Genomic DNA, 18,495 nt, shown 5'->3' with positions numbered 1-18,495 from the left:
CCATTTTGAATTTAATCTAAGTGTAGCAAAAAAAATAATAAAATTATACCCAAACAATATTTGACTTATTGTATGGGTATAATTTATGATATAAGTAAATCAAACGTTTACAATAAGGAGGAATAGACATGGTACAAAAAAATTTTTTATGGGGTGGCGCTCTAGCCGCACATCAATTTGAAGGTGGATGGAATGCTGATGGGAAAGGACCAAGCGTTGTCGACGTGATGACAGCAGGAGCTCATGGTGTAGCACGTGAGATTACAGAAGAAATCGAAACAGATAAATTTTATCCTAATCATGAAGCAATCGATTTTTATCATCACTATAAAGAAGATATTGCACTATTTGCTGAAATGGGATTAAAATGCTTACGTACATCGATTGCTTGGAGTCGAATTTTTCCAAAAGGTGATGAAGCCACACCAAATGAAGCAGGTCTAAAATTTTATGATGATGTTTTTGATGAATTATTAAAATACGGGATCGAACCTGTAATTACCTTGTCACATTTTGAGATGCCACTCCATTTAGCTCGCGAGTATGGCGGATTTAGAAATCGTAAAGTGATTGATTTCTTTGCAAAATTTGCTGAAGTTGTATTTGAACGTTATCAAGATAAAGTAAAATATTGGATGACATTCAATGAAATCAATAATCAAATGGATGTACACAACCCAATCTTTTTATGGACCAATTCTGGTGTAATGGTAGAAGACGATGAAAATGCTAAAGAAGTCATGTATCAAGTCGCGCATAACGAATTAGTAGCAAGTGCTAAAGCGGTCATGATTGGTCGCGCTATCAATCCAGAATTTCAAATTGGATGTATGGTATCTCATGTTCCGATTTATCCTTATTCTTGTAATCCAGCTGATATTATGGCAGCTGAAGAAGCAAATCGTCAACGATTCTTCTTTGCTGATGTTCATGTTCGTGGAGAATATCCAAACTATGCATTAAAAGAATTTGAACGTGAAGGATATGAGTTAGATATTCGTTTAGAAGATTTAGCGGTGTTAAAAGAAGGAACAGTAGATTACATCGGATTTAGTTATTATATGTCGACGGTTGTCAAAGCAGACGCTGAAAATACGGTAGATAATAATGTTGTCAATGGTGGACTACCAAATGGCGTTGAAAATCCTTATATCAAATCAAGTGATTGGGGCTGGGCGATTGATCCAGAAGGGTTACGCTATAGCTTGAACCGATTATATGATCGTTACCAGTTGCCGTTATTTATCGTAGAAAATGGCTTTGGTGCTATTGATAAATTAGAAGACGGTCAAGTTCATGATCAAGCACGTATCGATTATTTAACTGCACATATCGAAGCTTTAACGAAAGCTGTAGATTACGATGGTGTTGACTTATTAGGCTATACACCATGGGGAATTATCGATCTAGTCTCATTTACTACTGGTGAAATGAAAAAACGCTATGGTATGATCTATGTGGACCGTGATAATGAAGGAAACGGCTCTATGACACGATACAAGAAAGATTCATTTGCATGGTATAAAGACGTTATCGCATCAAATGGAGATACACTTAAGTAAAAGACGACGCGTAGAAGGAGTTTCTACGCGTTTTTTTGTCTTCAAATATATATATTAAAGTAATATTTGTAATGTAATTGCAATGAAAGTATTTACAATTAAATGGATTGTGCTAAAATAAAAAAGAAGACAACTAGAAAAGGACGTGTCAGCATGAAAAAAACAATTTTAATGGGAACATTTGCAGCGTTATTGATTGCGCCAAGTTTATTTGGACAAGTTGCAGTCGCGCAAGAAGTTCAAGGACCAGTTGCAACACCAGTTCAAGAAAGTGCTATGGCCTCACGTAGTTTACGTAGTGCAAGTGATTTTGTCATTGATCCAAATGGAAAAAAAGTAACCATCACTGTAGATCCATATACGTCGACTACAATTTATGATGAAAAAGGCAATAAATTAGTTCCTTTAGGCTATGATTCTGGCAGTACAAAAATGTACGTTTGGTTTGAATTGAATCGTAAATTACAACCGAATGAACGAATCTATGCTCAATCTGTTTCACTACAAACAGGAAAAGTGACAGATAAATTATGGGCAACATTTGAGCCAGCAGCAGAAACAACTAGCATGCCAATTTATCGTGTTTATAATCCAAATAATGGTGGTCATTTGTATACAGCGAATCAAGCTGAAGCGATGCATGTGGTATCACTTGGTTGGAACGACGAAAACATTGCTTGGGATGCCCCAACAGAAGGTCAACCAATTTATCGCTTATACAATCCAAATAGTGGCGAACATTTTTACACAGTCAATGTCGCAGAATACGATGCAGTAGGTAAAGCTGGTTGGAATCAAGAAGGACAAGTTTTCTTCTCTGATTTAGCCAAACAAGTACCTGTTTACCGTGTATTTAATCCAAATGCTAAAGGACCTGGTTCTCATCACTACACAACGAGTGCAGGAGAGCGCGATAACTTAGTAAATATCGGCTGGAAAAATGAAGGTACAGCCTTTTATGGTGTAACGAACTAAATAATGACTCAAGCTAATCTAAATGAAATGATCACAGTATCTTAGTATACCTAACGTCATGGAGTGTAGATTAGCTTTTTTGATAGTATTAGTCGTACTTTTTGACGACTTGCGCTATAATAAAGCCACTTTCAAGAAAAGAGGGGATGAAGATGAATCGACATGTGTATTGTTTAACGTATAATGATGAACGCGGTGTGTGGATCGAGTCCTTAGATATTCAAGAGATACAAGAAAAATATGTAATCTTAAGTGAAGATAGTCAGGTATTCACCCAGCATAAGCTTCCGTTACACGATCAGTATCGGGTACAACAAACAGCAGATGGCTATATTACTTGGTGTATTGATCGCGAGAATATTTTAAAAATGAAAGCAAACTTTTTACATGATCTAGCAAAAGATCTAACTTATTTCAAACGACAAGCACAAGCATTGGAACTTGCGATTTCTGATGTGGAACAATTAACAGTGACAAAATGGGAAGTTCGAGAATAAGGAGTAATCAAGATGGAATTACGTGTTTTACGCTATTTTTTATATGTAGCTGAAGAAGGCTCGATTACAAAAGCAGCTGCACGATTACATTTAACTCAACCAACACTATCAAGACAGTTGAAACAATTAGAAGAAGAGCTTCACTGTCGGTTATTTGAACGAAATACCAAAGGTTTACGCCTAACTGAAGCTGGCTTATTATTGCAACAACGCGCAGTTGAAATGTTTCGTCTAGAAGAAAAAATACGAGATGAATTCCAGCAATCTGAAGAACTTTCGGGAACCATAACAATCGGTGCTGGAGAATTTAAGAGTATGGCTGAATTTGCTGCGCTTTTCCAACAATTTCAACAACGTTATCCTAATGTTAAGCTTGAATTGGTTAGCGGAAATGCGGAATTGATCCAGCAGCAATTGGCACAAGGCCTCCTAGATTTAGGTATCATTTTAGCAATCAATAAAAAAGAAGGATATACGATGCATCCTTTTTCAAAACAAGAACGTTTTGGTGTGTATGTTGATCGATCACATGTATTGGCGCATAACCAAACGCTCGATACTAGCGATCTTGAGGAGTTTCCACTTTGGATATCGAAGAATGACACGGTACAAAACTATTTGCAAACTAAACTTGGTTCAGCTTACCATCAAGCACAAATCGCCGGAGAATATACATTATTGCATAACTGTCTATACTTTATTCACGCAACTAATGCGCTATGTGTATCTCTTGAACTTCCTTTACAGCATCCAGAACTTGTATTTATACCTTTTCAAACTGAACTTGAGCTAGCTACAGCTATTGTATACCCGACACAACAATTGCGTTCTCCTTTGGTACAAACCTTTATTGCTTATCTTAATGCTATGCTTGAAAAGCATAGTTAAGGGAAAAAAGAGGTATTCGACAACTCTCTCTTTTTTTTGCATACTAAAGACACAATGATTTATCGGAGGGGTTTTGTATGAAAACTTTGTATTTAATGCGTCATGGTCAGACACTATTTAATCAATTAGGTAAAATTCAAGGAGCGTGTGATTCACCATTAACACAATTAGGCATCACACAAGCGCAACAAGCAAAAGCTTATTTTCAAATGAATCAAATTGTATTTGATGAAGTCTATGCTTCTACACAAGAACGTGCAGTCGATACAGCGAAAATTGTGGCTGAATGTGAAGAAGTGATTTCTAAAAAAGGACTGAAAGAATGGAATTTTGGTATTTTTGAAGGTGAAAGTGAACGCTTAAATCCGAAACATCAGCCAGGAGAAACATCTTATGGGAATTTTTTTGTTCCATATGGCGGTGAGGGTGCAGATGATGTGCAATTGCGCATGTATAACACAATCAAACAGATGATGGAATCTACGCCAGGCGATACGATTTTAGCCGTTAGTCACGGTGGGGCGATGTATCGCTTTATTCAAAAAATCGTTCCAGAAGAGATCGTCTCTACATTAAAATTTAGTAACTGCTGCATTTTAGTGTTTGAGTTTGAGAAAGAAACAGTTACGTTTCGTGAAATCATCCATCCGACGACATTGATTTCTTAAATTTTTCTAAAGGAATAGTAAATGATATATCGATCTATTTCGTTATTATAATGAGCATTATAAAAAGAAAACGATTTATTTAATAAATGCATATACCAAATTGAAGCTGAAACTTATACAAAGAAACAGGTGCTGCATTGTTGTAGCATCTGTTTTTTCTTGTGTCAAAAAAGGTGTTATCTAGTTAAAAAGTGACAAAATTGTCAGTGAAATCATTTATCTTGTTCGTGGAATACCAAAGTAAAGTTCGCTACACTAACTATATAAACTTAGAAAGTAGGGTGTAGGTATGACAGATAAACGAGTAGAACCATTTAGAGATTCAGATGGTAAAGGTTGGATCGATCACGGACCACGCAATCTTATGCGTGATCAAGAAAATCCGGATATTTTAGTACCACCTGCAACAGATCACGGTACGATTGAAAATTTACGTTTTAGCTATTCAGATGCACATCAACGATTGGAAGAAGGCGGATGGACACGCGAAATTACAAATCGTGAATTACCTTCATCACGCGATGTAGCAGGAGTAAATATGAGCTTGGAACCAGGTGCGTATCGCGAAATGCATTGGCACAAAGAAGCTGAATGGGGCTTGATGTTATATGGAAATGCTCGTGTAACCGCAATCGATGAGCATGGTCGCAGTTTCATTGACGACGTTAAAGAAGGCGATATTTGGAATTTTGAAGCGGGAATTCCACATTCGATTGAAGCACTAGATCAAGGATGTGAATTTTTATTAGTCTTTAGCGAACCTGACTTCTCAGAAAACAACACCTTTTTAGTTTCAGATTGGCTTGCTCACACTCCAAAAGATATTGTAGCGGCAAATTTCAAAAAACATATTAGTGATTTAGAAAGTTTTCCAAAGTCAGAAAAATATATTTTTAAAGCAAATGTTCCAGGACCAATCTCAGAAGTGGATCGTCCAAGTAGTCAAGGGACCGTGCCGTCACCGTTTACTTTCCATATCGATACATTAGATCCAATCATGTCAGAAGCTGGAAAAGTAAAAATCGTGGACCAAAGTGTGTTCCCAGCAGCAACAACGATTTCTGCTGCTTTTGTTGAAGTAGAGCCTGGTGGAATGCGCGAACTACACTGGCATCCACAAGCTGCTGAATGGCAATACTATATTCAAGGAAAAGCCAAAATGACCGTGTTTAATTCAGCAGGATTAGCTCGGACATTCAATTTTCAAGCAGGTGATGTAGGTGTTGTGCCAATCGTTGCCGGACATTATGTTCAAAATATTGGAGATGAGCCATTGCGCTTTGTGGAAGTCTTCAAAAATCCTGATTATTCAGATATTTCACTAAACAAATGGCTTGGTACCTCACCGGCTCAAATGGTGGCCGATCACTTAAATGTGACCAAGCAATTTGCTGAGTCATTGCCTGTACCAGAAACTCCACAACCTGTCATTTGGTACAAAAAACCTGAATAATTTTAACATTGTCTGGAAAAGCCTCTTTTCTGGACAATTTTTTTATAGACTAATAAGGAGGAAATCAATATGAATAACCGGCGTGTACCGACTTTTCCAGTTATGGAATTGCCGATGATCGCATTTTTATTAGCCATTGCTGCAGGATCAATGGATGGGTATACCTATTTTATTGGAAAGGCATTTAGCACGGTTCAATCTGGAAATATTATTTTGATCGGACAAACGATTGCTACAAAAAGTTGGGACCATTTAGGAACAGTTTTGATTACGATTTTATGTTTTGGATTAGGTTCGGTTGCAACTGGAATCTTAGAAGTAATTGGTGTGAAGAAAAAAGAAATTTGGGCATTTGAAATTTTGATAATTGAAGCAATCATCTTGATTTTACTTGGATTTTCTGGGATCAATGGCCTATTTGAAACGCTACATATTTGTATGATCATTTCATTTTTAGCAGGTATGCAAGGGAATGCATTTCACAAAATCGATGGGATGCTTTATGGAAACGTTGCGGTCACGCTAGTTGTCCAATTGGCATTTAACTATATCGTTCAAGCATTTGCCGGACAGAAAGGAGCATTGAAAAATAGCTGGTTGTACTTTTCTGTATTACTTGGTTTTGCTTGCGGAGGCTTGATTGGAACTTTGTTAACGGTCCAATTTGTTGAAAAATCATTATGGTTTACAGCATTATTTTTGATCGGCATTGCGATTTATTCGAAAATCATTAAAGCAGAAAATCATGCGATTGTGATCGACCCAGATTAGGAGGAGAGAAAATGTATGATGTAATTGTTATTGGGAGTGGTTTAGCAGGATTGACTGTGGCATTTGGTTTGAAAAAAGCAGGGAAAACGGTGTTAGTGATCGAAAATCGTGATTTTGGCGGTGTCGTGAACAATGCAGGAAGTACCAAGAAAAAAGAACTCGTGGCCATGGCGAAACATTATTATCAAAATCAACGTTTCGCTGATTATGGGATTACCGAACCACAACAGTTGGATTGGCAACAAGCAATGAATCGCATCAACATGATAGAAGGAAATGAATCATTACTTCATGAGCAAGCTCTTGAAAAAGCAGGAATTGATACCGTATTTGGGCAAGCTGTTTTTCAATCGCCACAAGAAGTCGTAGTGGATGGAATCATCTACCAAGGAAAACAATTTATTTTGGCAACAGGTGGACAAGATCGAACGTTTACGTTTGAAGGGGCTGACTATACATATGACAGTCGTCACTTTTTAACACAACATACCTTGCCTAAAGACATTTTATTTATTGGTGCAGGGATTATTTCATTTGCGTTCATGTCGATTGCGACAGCCTTTGGTGCGACTGTAAATGTTTGGCAACATAACGACCAAGCGTTACGTATCTTTGATCGTTCTTTTGTTCAACAATTGATTGAGATCAATAAAAAACGTGGTGTACGATTTGAATTCAATCAGACGATCAAATCGATTGAACGTTTAGAAAATGGACGATTGAACGTAACGAGTCAAACAGGAAAACAACAAGAAGTTGATGCTGTCTATCGTGTTGCAGGTCGCGTGGCACAAATAGAAGCGCTTGAACTTGAGAAAGCGGGCGTTTACTTTGATACACACGGCATCAAAGTAAACGATCATTTACAGACATCGCAGCCACATATTTTTGCTTGTGGAGATTGCAATAATCAAGCAGTTCCGAAATTAGCCACATATGCTGTTTTACAAGCTCAATATCTAGTCGAACATTTGACAGAATATCAATTAGCGCCGATACGTTATCCGATTCCAGCGATGTCAACATTTAGCCAGCCCAAACTAGCGCAAGCAGGTGTGCTCATTCACGAGGCACAAGACGATCCAGAACACTATGACATCAAAGAACTGAACATGGATGATTGGATCGATAGTCGAAAGGTTGCTGAAGAAGGTGCACGCTTAAAAATTATCAAACGAAAAAGTGATAATCATATCGTGGGGGCAACGGCCCTTGCTCAAGAAGCCGATTTATTGATCAATTATATTACCCAAAGTCTACATGCGAATTGGACAAAAGAAGAACGGCGTCATCAACTCTATGCCTATCCTTCTTTAATTAATGAGTTGGATCGTTTCTGGAGTTAACCAAACATCATCGAGTATCTGATAAAGAGATAGTCGATGATGTTTTTTTATTTTCTATGAAACATTATTAAAAATAAAGTTAATAAATGTTGAAATTTTATTTCTTAAACGGTATACTAGCATTAGAAATGAAATTTCAAAAAAATATAAAAATTATAGATTATAAGAAACAACAATAAAGGAAGGAAGATTGAGATGACTCAAATCAATTTAGACCGATTGACGACAGAAAGACGAAATGAGCGAACAACACATTTGGATGAAATGAGTATTCATGAAGCACTGGCGATCATGAATCAAGAAGATCATCAAGTCCCAGAAGCGATTGCGCTTATTTTGCCACAAATCGAGCGTGTGATTCAGGCAGTAATCGTTGCTTTTCAACAAGGTGGTCGTTTAATTTATATGGGAGCAGGTACGAGTGGTCGTTTAGGTGTCTTGGATGCAGCAGAGTGTGTGCCAACGTTTGGTGTTTCTGCTGATATGGTCATTGGATTGATTGCCGGTGGACAGCAAGCGATGACCGTTGCAGTCGAAGGAGCAGAGGATTCGACAAATCTTGGAGCAAAAGATTTAGCTGAATTAAATTTATCAGAAAAAGATGTTGTATTAGGTATTGCTGCCAGTGGGCGTACACCTTACGTGATCGGTGGTTTAGATTACGCACAAGAAATTGGTGCGACTACAGCGAGTTTGTCATGCAATCAAGATGCTGAAATCAGTCAACATGCGATGTATCCCATCGAAGTCGACGCTGGACCAGAATTTCTAACGGGTTCAACGCGTTTAAAATCAGGTAGTGCGCAAAAAATGATTCTAAATATGATTTCAACGATCAGTATGATCGGTATCGGTAAAGTATTTGGAAATTTAATGGTCGATGTCCAACCGACTAATGAAAAATTAGTCGAACGTTCAAAACGAATTATCATGCAAGCCACCGATGTATCTTATGAAGTAGCTAGCGACTATTTTGAACAAGCTGATCAAGAAGTTAAATTAGCAATTGTTATGATTTTGACAGATACTTCAAAAGAAGAAGCCAAAGAAAAATTAGCAAACGCAAAAGGATTCATTAAAGAAACACTTTAAAAAGAATACAATTGTATTCTTTTTTTTATACATAAAATAGAATATGCTATACTAATGCAGTTGTGAAAAAGAAGGAGGAATTCAGATGACATTTGAAGAGATTTTACCAGAAGTAAAAAAAGGTGCTAAAATCATTCGTAAAGGTTGGAGTGGATTTGAACTTTATGTCACGCTAGTCAGCGATGATGTATTTGATCACTGTCCCGTCACCCCTTATTTTTTGATCAAAACAAGTGATGAAGGATTTTCAAGTTTTGCACCGACTGTATGTGATATTTTAGCCGATGATTGGGCTATCGTCGAATGAACCAATATCCTTCACTGAATCAAAAAGTGGTATTGATCACAGGTGTAGCTTCAGGTATTGGGAAGGCACAAATGGACGCTTTTTTAGCTCAAGGTGCGCGGGTTTTTGGCATCGACCGTCAATCTTTAGTCATAGATCCACAGTCTAACTTAAGCTATTTTCAAGGAGATATCACGCAAAACGAAGTCCTAGAAGAAGCCGTTAGATTATGTGAAGCAACATTTGGAACGATTGATATTTTAGTGAATACTGCTGGTGTTTTAGATGCGTATAAACCCTTACTTGAAACAGATGAAACATTGTGGCAAACGATTTATGAGACGAATGTCTTGAGTTATTTTCGTCTGACGAAAACCGTATTGCCTCAGATGCTTGAAAAAAAAGCAGGTGTCATTCTCAATATGGCTTCGATTGCTGGATTAGTTGCGGGTGGCGGCGGTATCGCCTACACCACATTCAAACATGCGATTGTCGGATTTACCAAACAACTGGCACTCGATTATGCCGCTCAAGGGATATCGGTTAAAGCCATTGCACCAGGTGCCATCAAAACACCGATGAATGCGGCTGATTTTCAAGGAGATGGTGAACTGGCACAATGGGTCGCAAAAGAAACCCCAGTTCAGCGTTGGGCAGAACCTGAAGAGGTCGCAGCGTTAACCTTATTTTTGGCTAGTTCTGATTCTAATTATCTTCAAGGAGCCATCGTACCCATCGATGGTGGTTGGACATTAAAATAATTTTCCTGTATGATAGCAACTAGCGGTAAACGCCCTATAACACTTCAGTTGGAACACATTCCCGTCCTTTGGTTATAGGTAATCAGCAAGTGAAACACTTGTAAAGGAGAACTACATATGGAAAATAAACACGAAACAACAGCGAACATGTCTACAAATGAATTGGCGAAATTAGGGATTGTGACGGGATTATATGTTGCGATCACAATCGTTTTAGCCGTAATCAGCTTTGGTGCGATACAAATTCGTTTATCGGAGATGTTCAATTATTTGTCGTTATACAATAAAAAATATATTTGGGCAGTAACATTAGGTGTTTTGATCGCTAATTTATTGTCTCCTCTAGGCATGCTTGATGTTGTAGTAGGAAGTGTAAGTACATTGATCGTATTGTGGATTAATTATTATATCACGCGCCAAATCACTTCTAGAAAAATCCAAATGATCGTAACAGCCTGTGTATTTGCCTTTTCAATGTTTACGATTGCAGGACAGCTGACACTTGTTACCGGAGCACCATTCTTTTTAAACTGGTTGGTTATTGGAGTAGGTGAATTGGCTTCGATGGCAGTAGGTGGTGTGATCATCTACTGGGTAGCAAAACGCATCGATTTTACAAAATAAGTAGCTATAGGGAATGAAAAAAAGAATGACTCGCATCAGAGTTGTTCTTTTTTTGTGGATTGAGTTCGGTATAATATTCTTAGTACAGATAAAAGGAGACATTTATGAAATTTTTACATACCGCAGACTGGCACATCGGTCGCACGTTGAATGGATTTAGTTTAAAAGAAGAACAACGCTATGCATATGAACAGATCGTCGCACTTGCTAAAGCAGAAGCAGTCGATGGCATTGTGATCGCAGGAGATTTATACGATCGATCGATCCCACCTCTATCTGCTGTTGAAGAATTAAATGAGATGCTTGAGCATTTAGTCGTAGACGAACAGATTCCAGTCTATGCCATCAGCGGCAATCATGATAGTGCCAAACGACTTGGATTTGGGCAAGCTTTTTATCCAAGCCATCAATTATTTTTACATACGACACTTCTTCAAAGTATTCAGCCGATTGAAACAAAAGAGGTACAATTGTATTTGTTACCGTTTGTAGATCCAAGTGAGATACGAATCTTTTGTCAGCATGTGTTGCAAGAGACAATAGAACAAGTCAAAGAATACCGAACATTAGCACAAGGAATCACTCGGATTATTGAAGAAATGCGTCAAACCTTTGATCCAACAAAACGTCAAGTACTGGTCACGCATTTTGCAGTAACAAAAAAAGAACAAACAGAGCATGCCTTAACCAATTGGCGGACATCTGAAACAAGTTCAACAGTAGGTGGATTGGCTTCATTAACGAGTGATCTATTCCATGATTTTTCCTATGTCGCACTCGGCCATATCCATACGCATTTTGCGAGCCCGAGTAAAACGATTGTCTACAGTGGAAGTCCAGTTCATTTTGATAGTCAAGAAGCAAAAAAAGAAGATCGTAAAGGGGTCTATATCGTAGATGTGACTCAAGAGGGGATCAAAAAAAACTATCACGAACTTGATGTAAAACGTCCGATCATCACTTTAGAAGCAACTTTTGAACAATTGTGCGACCGTGAGTTTTATGCGCAGTATCCTTGTGGTGAAGCATGGTTTAGTATCAAGTTACTCGCATACGATCGCAGACAACTTGCAGGTATCAATATTCGATCGCGTCTAGAAGAGATTTATGGTACGGTCATCGAATTAACATTTGAAGAACGAGTGAAAAACGAGCGTAAAGAAGATCCGACGATTGGGCTAAAAGAAAGAGCACCAGAACAAACGATCCAAATGTTTTATGAAACGATCACGAAACAAGTACCATCTGATTATCAACGAACAGTTATCGAAGAGGTTGTAAATGAGGTATTAAAGGAGAAATAAGATGAAACCTGTACAATTAGAAATGGTCAATTTTGGTCCCTATCAACATTTGACATTAAATTTCGAATCGCTTGAAACTTCACCGTTGTTTTTGATCAGCGGAGATACAGGAGCTGGAAAAAGTACATTATTTGATGCCATGACCGTTGCGCTATTTTACCAAACAACAAATGAACGTAAAGTAGAAGAAATGCGCTCTACTTTTGCGACACTTGAAGATGAGCTTACGCAAGTGACCTTATATTTTCGACATCATGATACGTTATATAAAATCGAACGTACGATCAAGCAAATGCGAAAATCGGCTAGAGGAAAAGGTGTGACTGAGCATAAACCAACAGCAAAACTGACGATTGTCGATCAAATCGACGGAACAGAGCTTGAATTTATCGCAGGAAAACCAGTAGACGTTGCTCAGGCAATCGATGAATTATTGCAGCTCAATGCGGCTCAGTTCAAGCAGATCATGTTGTTGCCACAAAATGATGTCCAACGTTTTTTACACTCAAAAACAGAAGAAAAATTACCAATTTTAAAAACGATTTTTGGCACACAATTATTTGCGGAGTTTACGAAACAATTAGAAGCACGCTATAAAGAAGAAAAACACGCAGCAGAAAGTTTGCAACAACGTTTAGACGAACGCTATGACAGTCCAAGTTGGCCAGAAGAACTTCAAAATACATTGTCGCATACACCAACTGCAGATAAGATCACGATAATCAAAACAACGATTGGTGAATATGAGGAAAAAATCCAACAAGCAAAGGCAGAATTAAAAACTGCTGAGTCTACATATAAACTAGCAGACAAAGAGTATCAAAAAGTAGTGATTCTCGAAAACGATTTTGAAAATTTAGCACATGTGACATCGCAATATGAGAAAGAGATCGTTGGACAACACGACTACTATACGCAACTAAGTGAAAAATTAGCGAGATATCGCTTGATTCAGCCATTAGACGCTTGGCAAAAAGAACGAGAGATATTACAAGTAAAACTAAAAGAAAGCACAAAAAAACGACTACATCAGCAAGGTGTAGTCGATCAAATTCAGATAAAATGGACTGAATTTTCATCACGGTTTGATCAGCTTTCTACGTTAAAAGCATCATTAAAAAAACAGCAAGAAAAAGTTTCTCATTTTACTGAATATAGTCAACTTGCAGCTCAAATCAAAGCGGAGACCACAAAATTAGAGGTACAACATGAACTCTGTGACAGACTAACTCAAGAACAAACTACACTCACTGATCAACTCGAACAACTTGAAACATCTAAACAAGAACTTATGCTTCAACAAGCCAAGTTGCCTAATCAGGAAGAATTGACTAACCAATTAGCCATGATCACGCAAAGCTATACTAGGCTTGTGGCTTTAGCCAAAGAACTACAAAATGAAGAAGAACAAATAAATGTATGTACACAACAACTCCAACACGATCGTCAAAAAATTGAAGAATTAGAACATAAAAAACAAGAGTATGATGCAATACTTCAGGAATTAGAGTCTGATCGGCGTGCGCTTATGATTGCGCAACTTCAAACTGAATTGACGCTAGGAGAAGTCTGTATGGTTTGTGGTGAAACAGTTCATCACATTCATGAAGTACAAGCAGATGAAAAAAAATTGCTAGATAAAATGACTGCAGTCGACGAAATTCGTAGACAGTTACAAGACTGTATCGTTGAGTTGACCCAATTGAACCAGCAAAATGAATATACTACAAAACAACGTGAAGTTCATACCTCAAGATACAAAGAATATGAGCTTGAACAGCACACTCTTTATCAACAGGTTGCAACGCAATGTTCAGTAAAAACAGAGCAACTAGAAGAACTAGCTCAAGAAGTGACAAAGAAAGAGCAACACCTTGCTGAAGTTCAAGAAAAAGAAAGAAACGTGGCAGAACAGCTTGCAACACTTACAAATGAAGTTGATACTCTAACACGTAAGCAAATAAACATCCAACAAGACGATGCAACAGGCCGTGCGATTTGTCAGAGTATTAAGACACGAATCGAAGAATTGTATAAACAAGCAACTGATCTTGATACCACACAAGATTATGAAGTGCAAACAATCGAGGGTCAACAAGAGGTTCTCGCTCTTGAAACAACAATCGCAGAATTAGAAGAAACGCATCACACCCTATCAGAGGAAAAAATGAGTCATGAGTTGATGTTAAATAGCTTCATCGAGCAAGAACAAATGCAACAAAACGAATTAGCAGAAGTGGAAAGTCGTATCGAAAGCTATACGCTTGAGCATCAACTTTCGTTTACACAAGAGGAACTTTCGGTACTGTTTGAAGAAGGGTTAGCGCATGAAAGTTGGACTAAATTTATTCATGCATATGAGGAAAAATCGCGGTATTTATCCTCTGAGATCGAGCGTTTAAAGACACGCTTAGTAGATCAAACAAAACCAAATCTTATCGAAAAAGAAAGAGAAAAAGACGAAAAGTATGCCCTACAGCAAACACAAGCCGCTCATGTGACAAAGTTGGTATACACAGTTGAGCAAATGAATGAACTGACACAATCCATCGAAGCAATCCTAGAAAAACAGGGGATCAAAGGACAACAATTTAATGAGTTGAGTGAATTGTATCAAGTCATCAAGGGTGTGAAAGGAAACAAACTAAAGTTAGAGACTTATGTCATTCAAGAATATTTGATGCAAGTGTTAGACTATGCAAATCAACGCTATATTCGTCAGTTGACCAAAGGGCGCTATGAGTTTTTACTGAATACCTCACAAGAAAATGGACGTCGAGATACAGGATTAGATATCGATGTATTTGATTTTGCAACGGGAACGATTCGTTCGACTAAAACCTTATCTGGCGGCGAAACCTTTATAGCAGCCTTATCGATTGCATTATCACTATCTGATGTCGTCCAAAATACAACCAATGGTGCGATGATCGATGCATTGTTTATCGACGAAGGATTTGGTTCACTAGATAAGGATACATTAGAGCAAGCGATGGAGGCTTTAGAAAAAATTGGTGAAAATCGGATGGTTGGTGTCATCAGTCATGTGGAAGAAATGAAGGAACGAATCGGACAACAATTGATCATCAAAAAATTAGGCAATGGAAGTAGCCGATTATCCATTCGTGAAATAAAATAAAATTTAGTTATTTAATTTGTTAGTTAAGCCTATTGATGTGTAAATTTCTTCTTTTGTAAAGAGACTATATTATAGTAGAAACGATCTATAATCTTCGATAATAAAGCTAAAAAAGATCAGCTGAAATAAAGGAGTTAATCGAGTGTATGTTATAGTCTTATTCATTCGATAAGCAAGTATCTTGAAATATGTTATTTTTTGTGATAAGATAATATTAACTTAATAAAGACAAAAGGTTGAGCGTAAGCTTCAAGACATAGTTCCCAAGGGTGAGGGAACAGTCTTGTTGCGCGCTCTTTTTTTGTGTTCAAATACGAAAGGATGAGGACAGATATGCTGCATTATAAAAAAGAAAAAGAACTGATTTTAGAGGAATTCTCAGTAGATCCAAACACTGGATTATCACCAAAGCAAGTAATCAACCAACGAGAAGTATACGGAGAAAATAAATTACCGGAAGAAGCAGAAGATCCCTATTGGAAGGTCTTTTTGAAAAATTTTAAAGAACCGATCGTCATTGTATTACTTGGGGCGGTTGTGCTCTCATTTTTAAGCTCTTATTATGCCTTTCAAATTCAAAATGATCCAAAACATGGCGTTGAAGCGCTCTATGAAGCGATTGCAATCTTGATTTTGATTTTGATCAATGCTTGTTTAGGATTTTGGCAAGAGATCAGTGCGCGTAAAAGTTTAAATGCACTAAAAGAAATGAATAATCGACAAACGACCGTACTGCGAGATGGGCAGTGGCAAAAAATCGTGGCAACAGAACTCGTGGTAGGCGATATTGTTCGAGCACAAGTTGGCGATTTTGTGGAAGCAGATGTTCGTTGGATTGAAGCCAATGAATTACAAGTCATCGAATCACATTTGACTGGTGAAGCCGATGCAATCCAAAAAACAACAGAAGTCATTACAGAAACCGTTGAAGTTGGTGATCGGATCAATATGGGATTTTCTGGTTCAACCGTTTCCAATGGTCAAGGGATCGGTGTGGTTGTCGGTGTTGGAAAAGATACGGAATTAGGGAACATCGCACAATTGATTCAATCAGTTGGCTCAAAAAAATCACCGTTACAAAACACCGTTAGTCAATTAACAAAAACACTGATGTTGATTTCTGGTGGTATCGTAGTGTTAACGTTTATCGTAGGAATCATTCGTGCTGGAGAATTTAGTATCGACTCGATTACATCTGTTTTGTCGACTTCGATTGCCTTAGCTGTAGCCTCGATTCCCGATGCATTACCCGCAGTGTTGTCGATCGTGTTGACGATCGGTGCTGCGAAAATGGCGAAAAACAAAGGCTTGATCAAATCGTTAACCAGTGTGGAAACACTAGGTGGAACGTCTTATATTTGTTCTGATAAAACCGGAACCTTAACGAAAAATGAAATGACAGTAGTAAAATTTACTGCTAATGGAACTTCTTATGACGTAACGGGTCTAGGGTATGCACCAAAAGGATCGATCAAAGTATTATCTGATCAAAAAACTAATGCGCAACCGTTTTTATATGGTGCAGTTTTATGTAACGAAGCGACCGTTAAAGAAGTCGATGGCGACTATAAGCCTTTTGGTAATCCTACTGAAGTTGCCTTAACTGTATTAGGTCAAAAAGCTAACGTTCGAAAAAATGATTTATTAGAAAACGAAACGATCATACGTACGTTACCATTTACAAGTGATCGTAAAATGATGAGTGTGGTTATTCAAAACCAAGATGGCTACATGTTGTATACGAAAGGCGCTCCTGATGTAGTCCTAAATCAAAGCCAAGGCGTCTTAGTTGCAGATAAGATCGATACTCGTGATCATGCCAAACAACAATTCAATCAAACCGTTGAAGAGTATGCTGAGAAAGCATTGCGTACTTTGGCAGTGGCGTATCGTCCATTGACCAAAGAACAAGCAATGGAGGCAAGCGTTGAGGAATTAGAGCAAGAATTGATTTTAACGGGCGTAGCTGGAATTATCGATCCTGCACGCGAAGAAGTCAAAGAATCGATCAAAGTCCTTCATGAAGCAAATGTTGAAGTCGTGATGATCACAGGGGATCATGAAAAAACAGCACGTGCGATCGCTTATGAATTAGGGATCGTCAACGATAAACAAGCACCTGTTATCAAAGGTGTCGAACTTGAAGAGATGACAGACGATGAATTATTTGAAAAAGTTAAAACGACGAACGTCTATGCACGTGTATCTCCTGAGCATAAACAACGAATCGTGAAACAATTACAAGCACATGGAGAAGTTGTAGCGATGACAGGTGATGGTGTAAATGACGCACCCGCTTTACGTGTAGCAGATATCGGAATCGCGATGGGGATTGCCGGAACTGAGGTCACCAAAGATTCAGCTGATTTGATCTTACTTGATGATAAATTTACGACGATCGAAAAATCGGTTCAAAGTGGACGAACGATCTATGGCAATATCAAAAACTTTATGCGTCATGAGTTAACGACAAACGTAGCCGAGGTCTTGTCTTTACTTATTGGATTGTTCTTCTTTACGCACACGATTGGCAATGTTCCGGGATCAACGCCGGTATTAACTGCATTAATGGTGCTATGGGTCAATATGGTCAGTGATGCAGTCCCTTCATTTTCTCTAGGATATGATGTTGCAGAGTCTGATATTATGAAAGAACAACCACGTGATCCTAAAGAATCTGTTTTAGCCAATTATACGTGGTCACGTGTCTTGATTCGCGGTACTGTAATGGGATTAGTTGTATTTGCAGCTTTTTATCTTGCAGCAAAAGCTGGAATGTCATCTAATGAAGCACAAACGGTTGCCTTTTTAACTTTAGTTTACGGTCAATTGTGGCATGTATTTGATGCAAGAAGTTCAAAAACGTTGTTTAGACGAAATCCATTTGGAAATCCTCGATTGTTATTGGCAGTTGGATTTGCAGCGATTTCTTCGTTCTTAGTGACGATCATTCCATTCTTTAATACAGTCATGGGAACAGCACCATTGACATTACCAATTTATATGATGGTGATTTTTATCCCAGCATTACCAACCTTTGTCTTATCAGGAATCAAAGAAGTTTTTGGGATCAAGATTTGGTAAAATAACTTAAGAAGAAACAAGGAAACTTGTTTCTTCTTTTTTTCA

The 18,495-nt window shown here is 37.9% G+C and carries 15 protein-coding genes and 1 other annotated feature; all 15 genes read left to right on the top strand.

Annotation, left to right across the window (positions count from 1 at the left end):
* Positions 1 to 128: 128 nt before the first annotated feature.
* The 15 genes from I573_RS11025 to I573_RS10955 all read left to right on the top strand — a co-directional run bounded on the left by I573_RS11025 (position 129) and on the right by I573_RS10955 (position 18,450).
* Positions 129 to 1,562, top strand: coding sequence for a 6-phospho-beta-glucosidase (locus tag I573_RS11025; protein WP_016186301.1), 1,434 nt, complete (start codon positions 129 to 131; stop codon positions 1,560 to 1,562).
* A gap of 153 nt (positions 1,563 to 1,715) precedes the next feature.
* Positions 1,716 to 2,537 (top strand): hypothetical protein, encoded by an 822-nt coding sequence (locus tag I573_RS11020; protein ID WP_016186302.1) that lies wholly within the window; start codon positions 1,716 to 1,718, stop codon positions 2,535 to 2,537.
* 152 nt (positions 2,538 to 2,689) lie between these two features.
* Positions 2,690 to 3,034 carry a hypothetical protein gene (locus I573_RS11015; RefSeq protein WP_016186303.1) on the top strand — a complete coding sequence of 115 codons (345 nt, stop codon included), beginning with the start codon at positions 2,690 to 2,692 and terminating at the stop codon, positions 3,032 to 3,034.
* A 12-nt stretch (positions 3,035 to 3,046) separates the two neighbouring features.
* A complete protein-coding gene (locus tag I573_RS11010; RefSeq protein WP_016186304.1) occupies positions 3,047 to 3,922 on the top strand; it encodes a LysR family transcriptional regulator in 876 nt (291 codons plus the stop codon).
* A gap of 77 nt (positions 3,923 to 3,999) precedes the next feature.
* A complete protein-coding gene (locus I573_RS11005; protein WP_016186305.1) occupies positions 4,000 to 4,590 on the top strand; it encodes a histidine phosphatase family protein in 591 nt (196 codons plus the stop codon).
* 289 nt (positions 4,591 to 4,879) lie between these two features.
* Positions 4,880 to 6,043: a cupin domain-containing protein gene (locus tag I573_RS11000; RefSeq protein ID WP_016186306.1), complete on the top strand. Its 1,164-nt coding sequence runs from the start codon at positions 4,880 to 4,882 to the stop codon at positions 6,041 to 6,043.
* A gap of 69 nt (positions 6,044 to 6,112) precedes the next feature.
* The gene (locus tag I573_RS10995; RefSeq protein WP_016186307.1) at positions 6,113 to 6,814 is read left to right on the top strand and encodes a YoaK family protein; all 702 of its coding nucleotides are present in this window, start codon (positions 6,113 to 6,115) and stop codon (positions 6,812 to 6,814) included.
* An 11-nt stretch (positions 6,815 to 6,825) separates the two neighbouring features.
* Positions 6,826 to 8,160: an FAD-dependent oxidoreductase gene (locus I573_RS10990; RefSeq protein ID WP_016186308.1), complete on the top strand. Its 1,335-nt coding sequence runs from the start codon at positions 6,826 to 6,828 to the stop codon at positions 8,158 to 8,160.
* 195 nt (positions 8,161 to 8,355) lie between these two features.
* Complete coding sequence (gene murQ / locus I573_RS10985; protein ID WP_016186309.1) at positions 8,356 to 9,252, top strand: N-acetylmuramic acid 6-phosphate etherase; 897 nt, start codon at positions 8,356 to 8,358, stop codon at positions 9,250 to 9,252.
* 85 nt (positions 9,253 to 9,337) lie between these two features.
* Entirely contained in the window at positions 9,338 to 9,559 is a 222-nt protein-coding gene (locus I573_RS10980) for a DUF2829 domain-containing protein (RefSeq protein ID WP_016186310.1), read from the top strand.
* Positions 9,556 to 10,299 (top strand): 3-oxoacyl-ACP reductase, encoded by a 744-nt coding sequence (locus I573_RS10975; RefSeq protein ID WP_016186311.1) that lies wholly within the window; start codon positions 9,556 to 9,558, stop codon positions 10,297 to 10,299. The genes I573_RS10980 and I573_RS10975 overlap by 4 nt, the downstream gene beginning before the upstream one ends.
* 117 nt (positions 10,300 to 10,416) lie before the next feature.
* Positions 10,417 to 10,923, top strand: coding sequence for a QueT transporter family protein (locus tag I573_RS10970; protein ID WP_016186312.1), 507 nt, complete (start codon positions 10,417 to 10,419; stop codon positions 10,921 to 10,923).
* Positions 10,924 to 11,027: 104 nt separating this feature from the next.
* Positions 11,028 to 12,227: a metallophosphoesterase family protein gene (locus I573_RS10965; protein ID WP_016186313.1), complete on the top strand. Its 1,200-nt coding sequence runs from the start codon at positions 11,028 to 11,030 to the stop codon at positions 12,225 to 12,227.
* A gap of 1 nt (position 12,228) precedes the next feature.
* Positions 12,229 to 15,366: an SbcC/MukB-like Walker B domain-containing protein gene (locus I573_RS10960; protein WP_016186314.1), complete on the top strand. Its 3,138-nt coding sequence runs from the start codon at positions 12,229 to 12,231 to the stop codon at positions 15,364 to 15,366.
* A gap of 234 nt (positions 15,367 to 15,600) precedes the next feature.
* Positions 15,601 to 15,645: a sequence feature (sodium ion sensor (DUF1646 type); this cis-regulatory element may regulate processes involved in with the transportation of sodium ions), on the top strand.
* A 54-nt stretch (positions 15,646 to 15,699) separates the two neighbouring features.
* Positions 15,700 to 18,450, top strand: a complete 2,751-nt coding sequence (locus I573_RS10955) for a cation-translocating P-type ATPase (RefSeq protein ID WP_016186315.1) — start codon at positions 15,700 to 15,702, stop codon at positions 18,448 to 18,450.
* Positions 18,451 to 18,495: the final 45 nt, after the last annotated feature.

Origin of the sequence: Enterococcus sulfureus ATCC 49903, assembly GCF_000407605.1 — a bacterium.
In the GTDB taxonomy this organism is placed as follows: Bacteria; Bacillota; Bacilli; order Lactobacillales; family Enterococcaceae; genus Enterococcus_G; species Enterococcus_G sulfureus.
This window is presented reverse-complemented; position numbering and strand designations above follow the sequence as displayed.

Excerpts from the sequence above, each read along its gene's own strand:
- I573_RS11025 (WP_016186301.1), top strand. The coding sequence starts at position 129 with ATGGTACAAAAAAATTTTTTATGGGGTGGCGCTCTAGCCGCACATCAA.
- I573_RS11020 (WP_016186302.1), top strand. The coding sequence starts at position 1,716 with ATGAAAAAAACAATTTTAATGGGAACATTTGCAGCGTTATTGATTGCG.
- I573_RS11015 (WP_016186303.1), top strand. The coding sequence starts at position 2,690 with ATGAATCGACATGTGTATTGTTTAACGTATAATGATGAACGCGGTGTG.
- I573_RS11010 (WP_016186304.1), top strand. The coding sequence starts at position 3,047 with ATGGAATTACGTGTTTTACGCTATTTTTTATATGTAGCTGAAGAAGGC.
- I573_RS11005 (WP_016186305.1), top strand. The coding sequence starts at position 4,000 with ATGAAAACTTTGTATTTAATGCGTCATGGTCAGACACTATTTAATCAA.
- I573_RS11000 (WP_016186306.1), top strand. The coding sequence starts at position 4,880 with ATGACAGATAAACGAGTAGAACCATTTAGAGATTCAGATGGTAAAGGT.
- I573_RS10995 (WP_016186307.1), top strand. The coding sequence starts at position 6,113 with ATGAATAACCGGCGTGTACCGACTTTTCCAGTTATGGAATTGCCGATG.
- I573_RS10990 (WP_016186308.1), top strand. The coding sequence starts at position 6,826 with ATGTATGATGTAATTGTTATTGGGAGTGGTTTAGCAGGATTGACTGTG.
- murQ (WP_016186309.1), top strand. The coding sequence starts at position 8,356 with ATGACTCAAATCAATTTAGACCGATTGACGACAGAAAGACGAAATGAG.
- I573_RS10980 (WP_016186310.1), top strand. The coding sequence starts at position 9,338 with ATGACATTTGAAGAGATTTTACCAGAAGTAAAAAAAGGTGCTAAAATC.
- I573_RS10975 (WP_016186311.1), top strand. The coding sequence starts at position 9,556 with ATGAACCAATATCCTTCACTGAATCAAAAAGTGGTATTGATCACAGGT.
- I573_RS10970 (WP_016186312.1), top strand. The coding sequence starts at position 10,417 with ATGGAAAATAAACACGAAACAACAGCGAACATGTCTACAAATGAATTG.
- I573_RS10965 (WP_016186313.1), top strand. The coding sequence starts at position 11,028 with ATGAAATTTTTACATACCGCAGACTGGCACATCGGTCGCACGTTGAAT.
- I573_RS10960 (WP_016186314.1), top strand. The coding sequence starts at position 12,229 with ATGAAACCTGTACAATTAGAAATGGTCAATTTTGGTCCCTATCAACAT.
- I573_RS10955 (WP_016186315.1), top strand. The coding sequence starts at position 15,700 with ATGCTGCATTATAAAAAAGAAAAAGAACTGATTTTAGAGGAATTCTCA.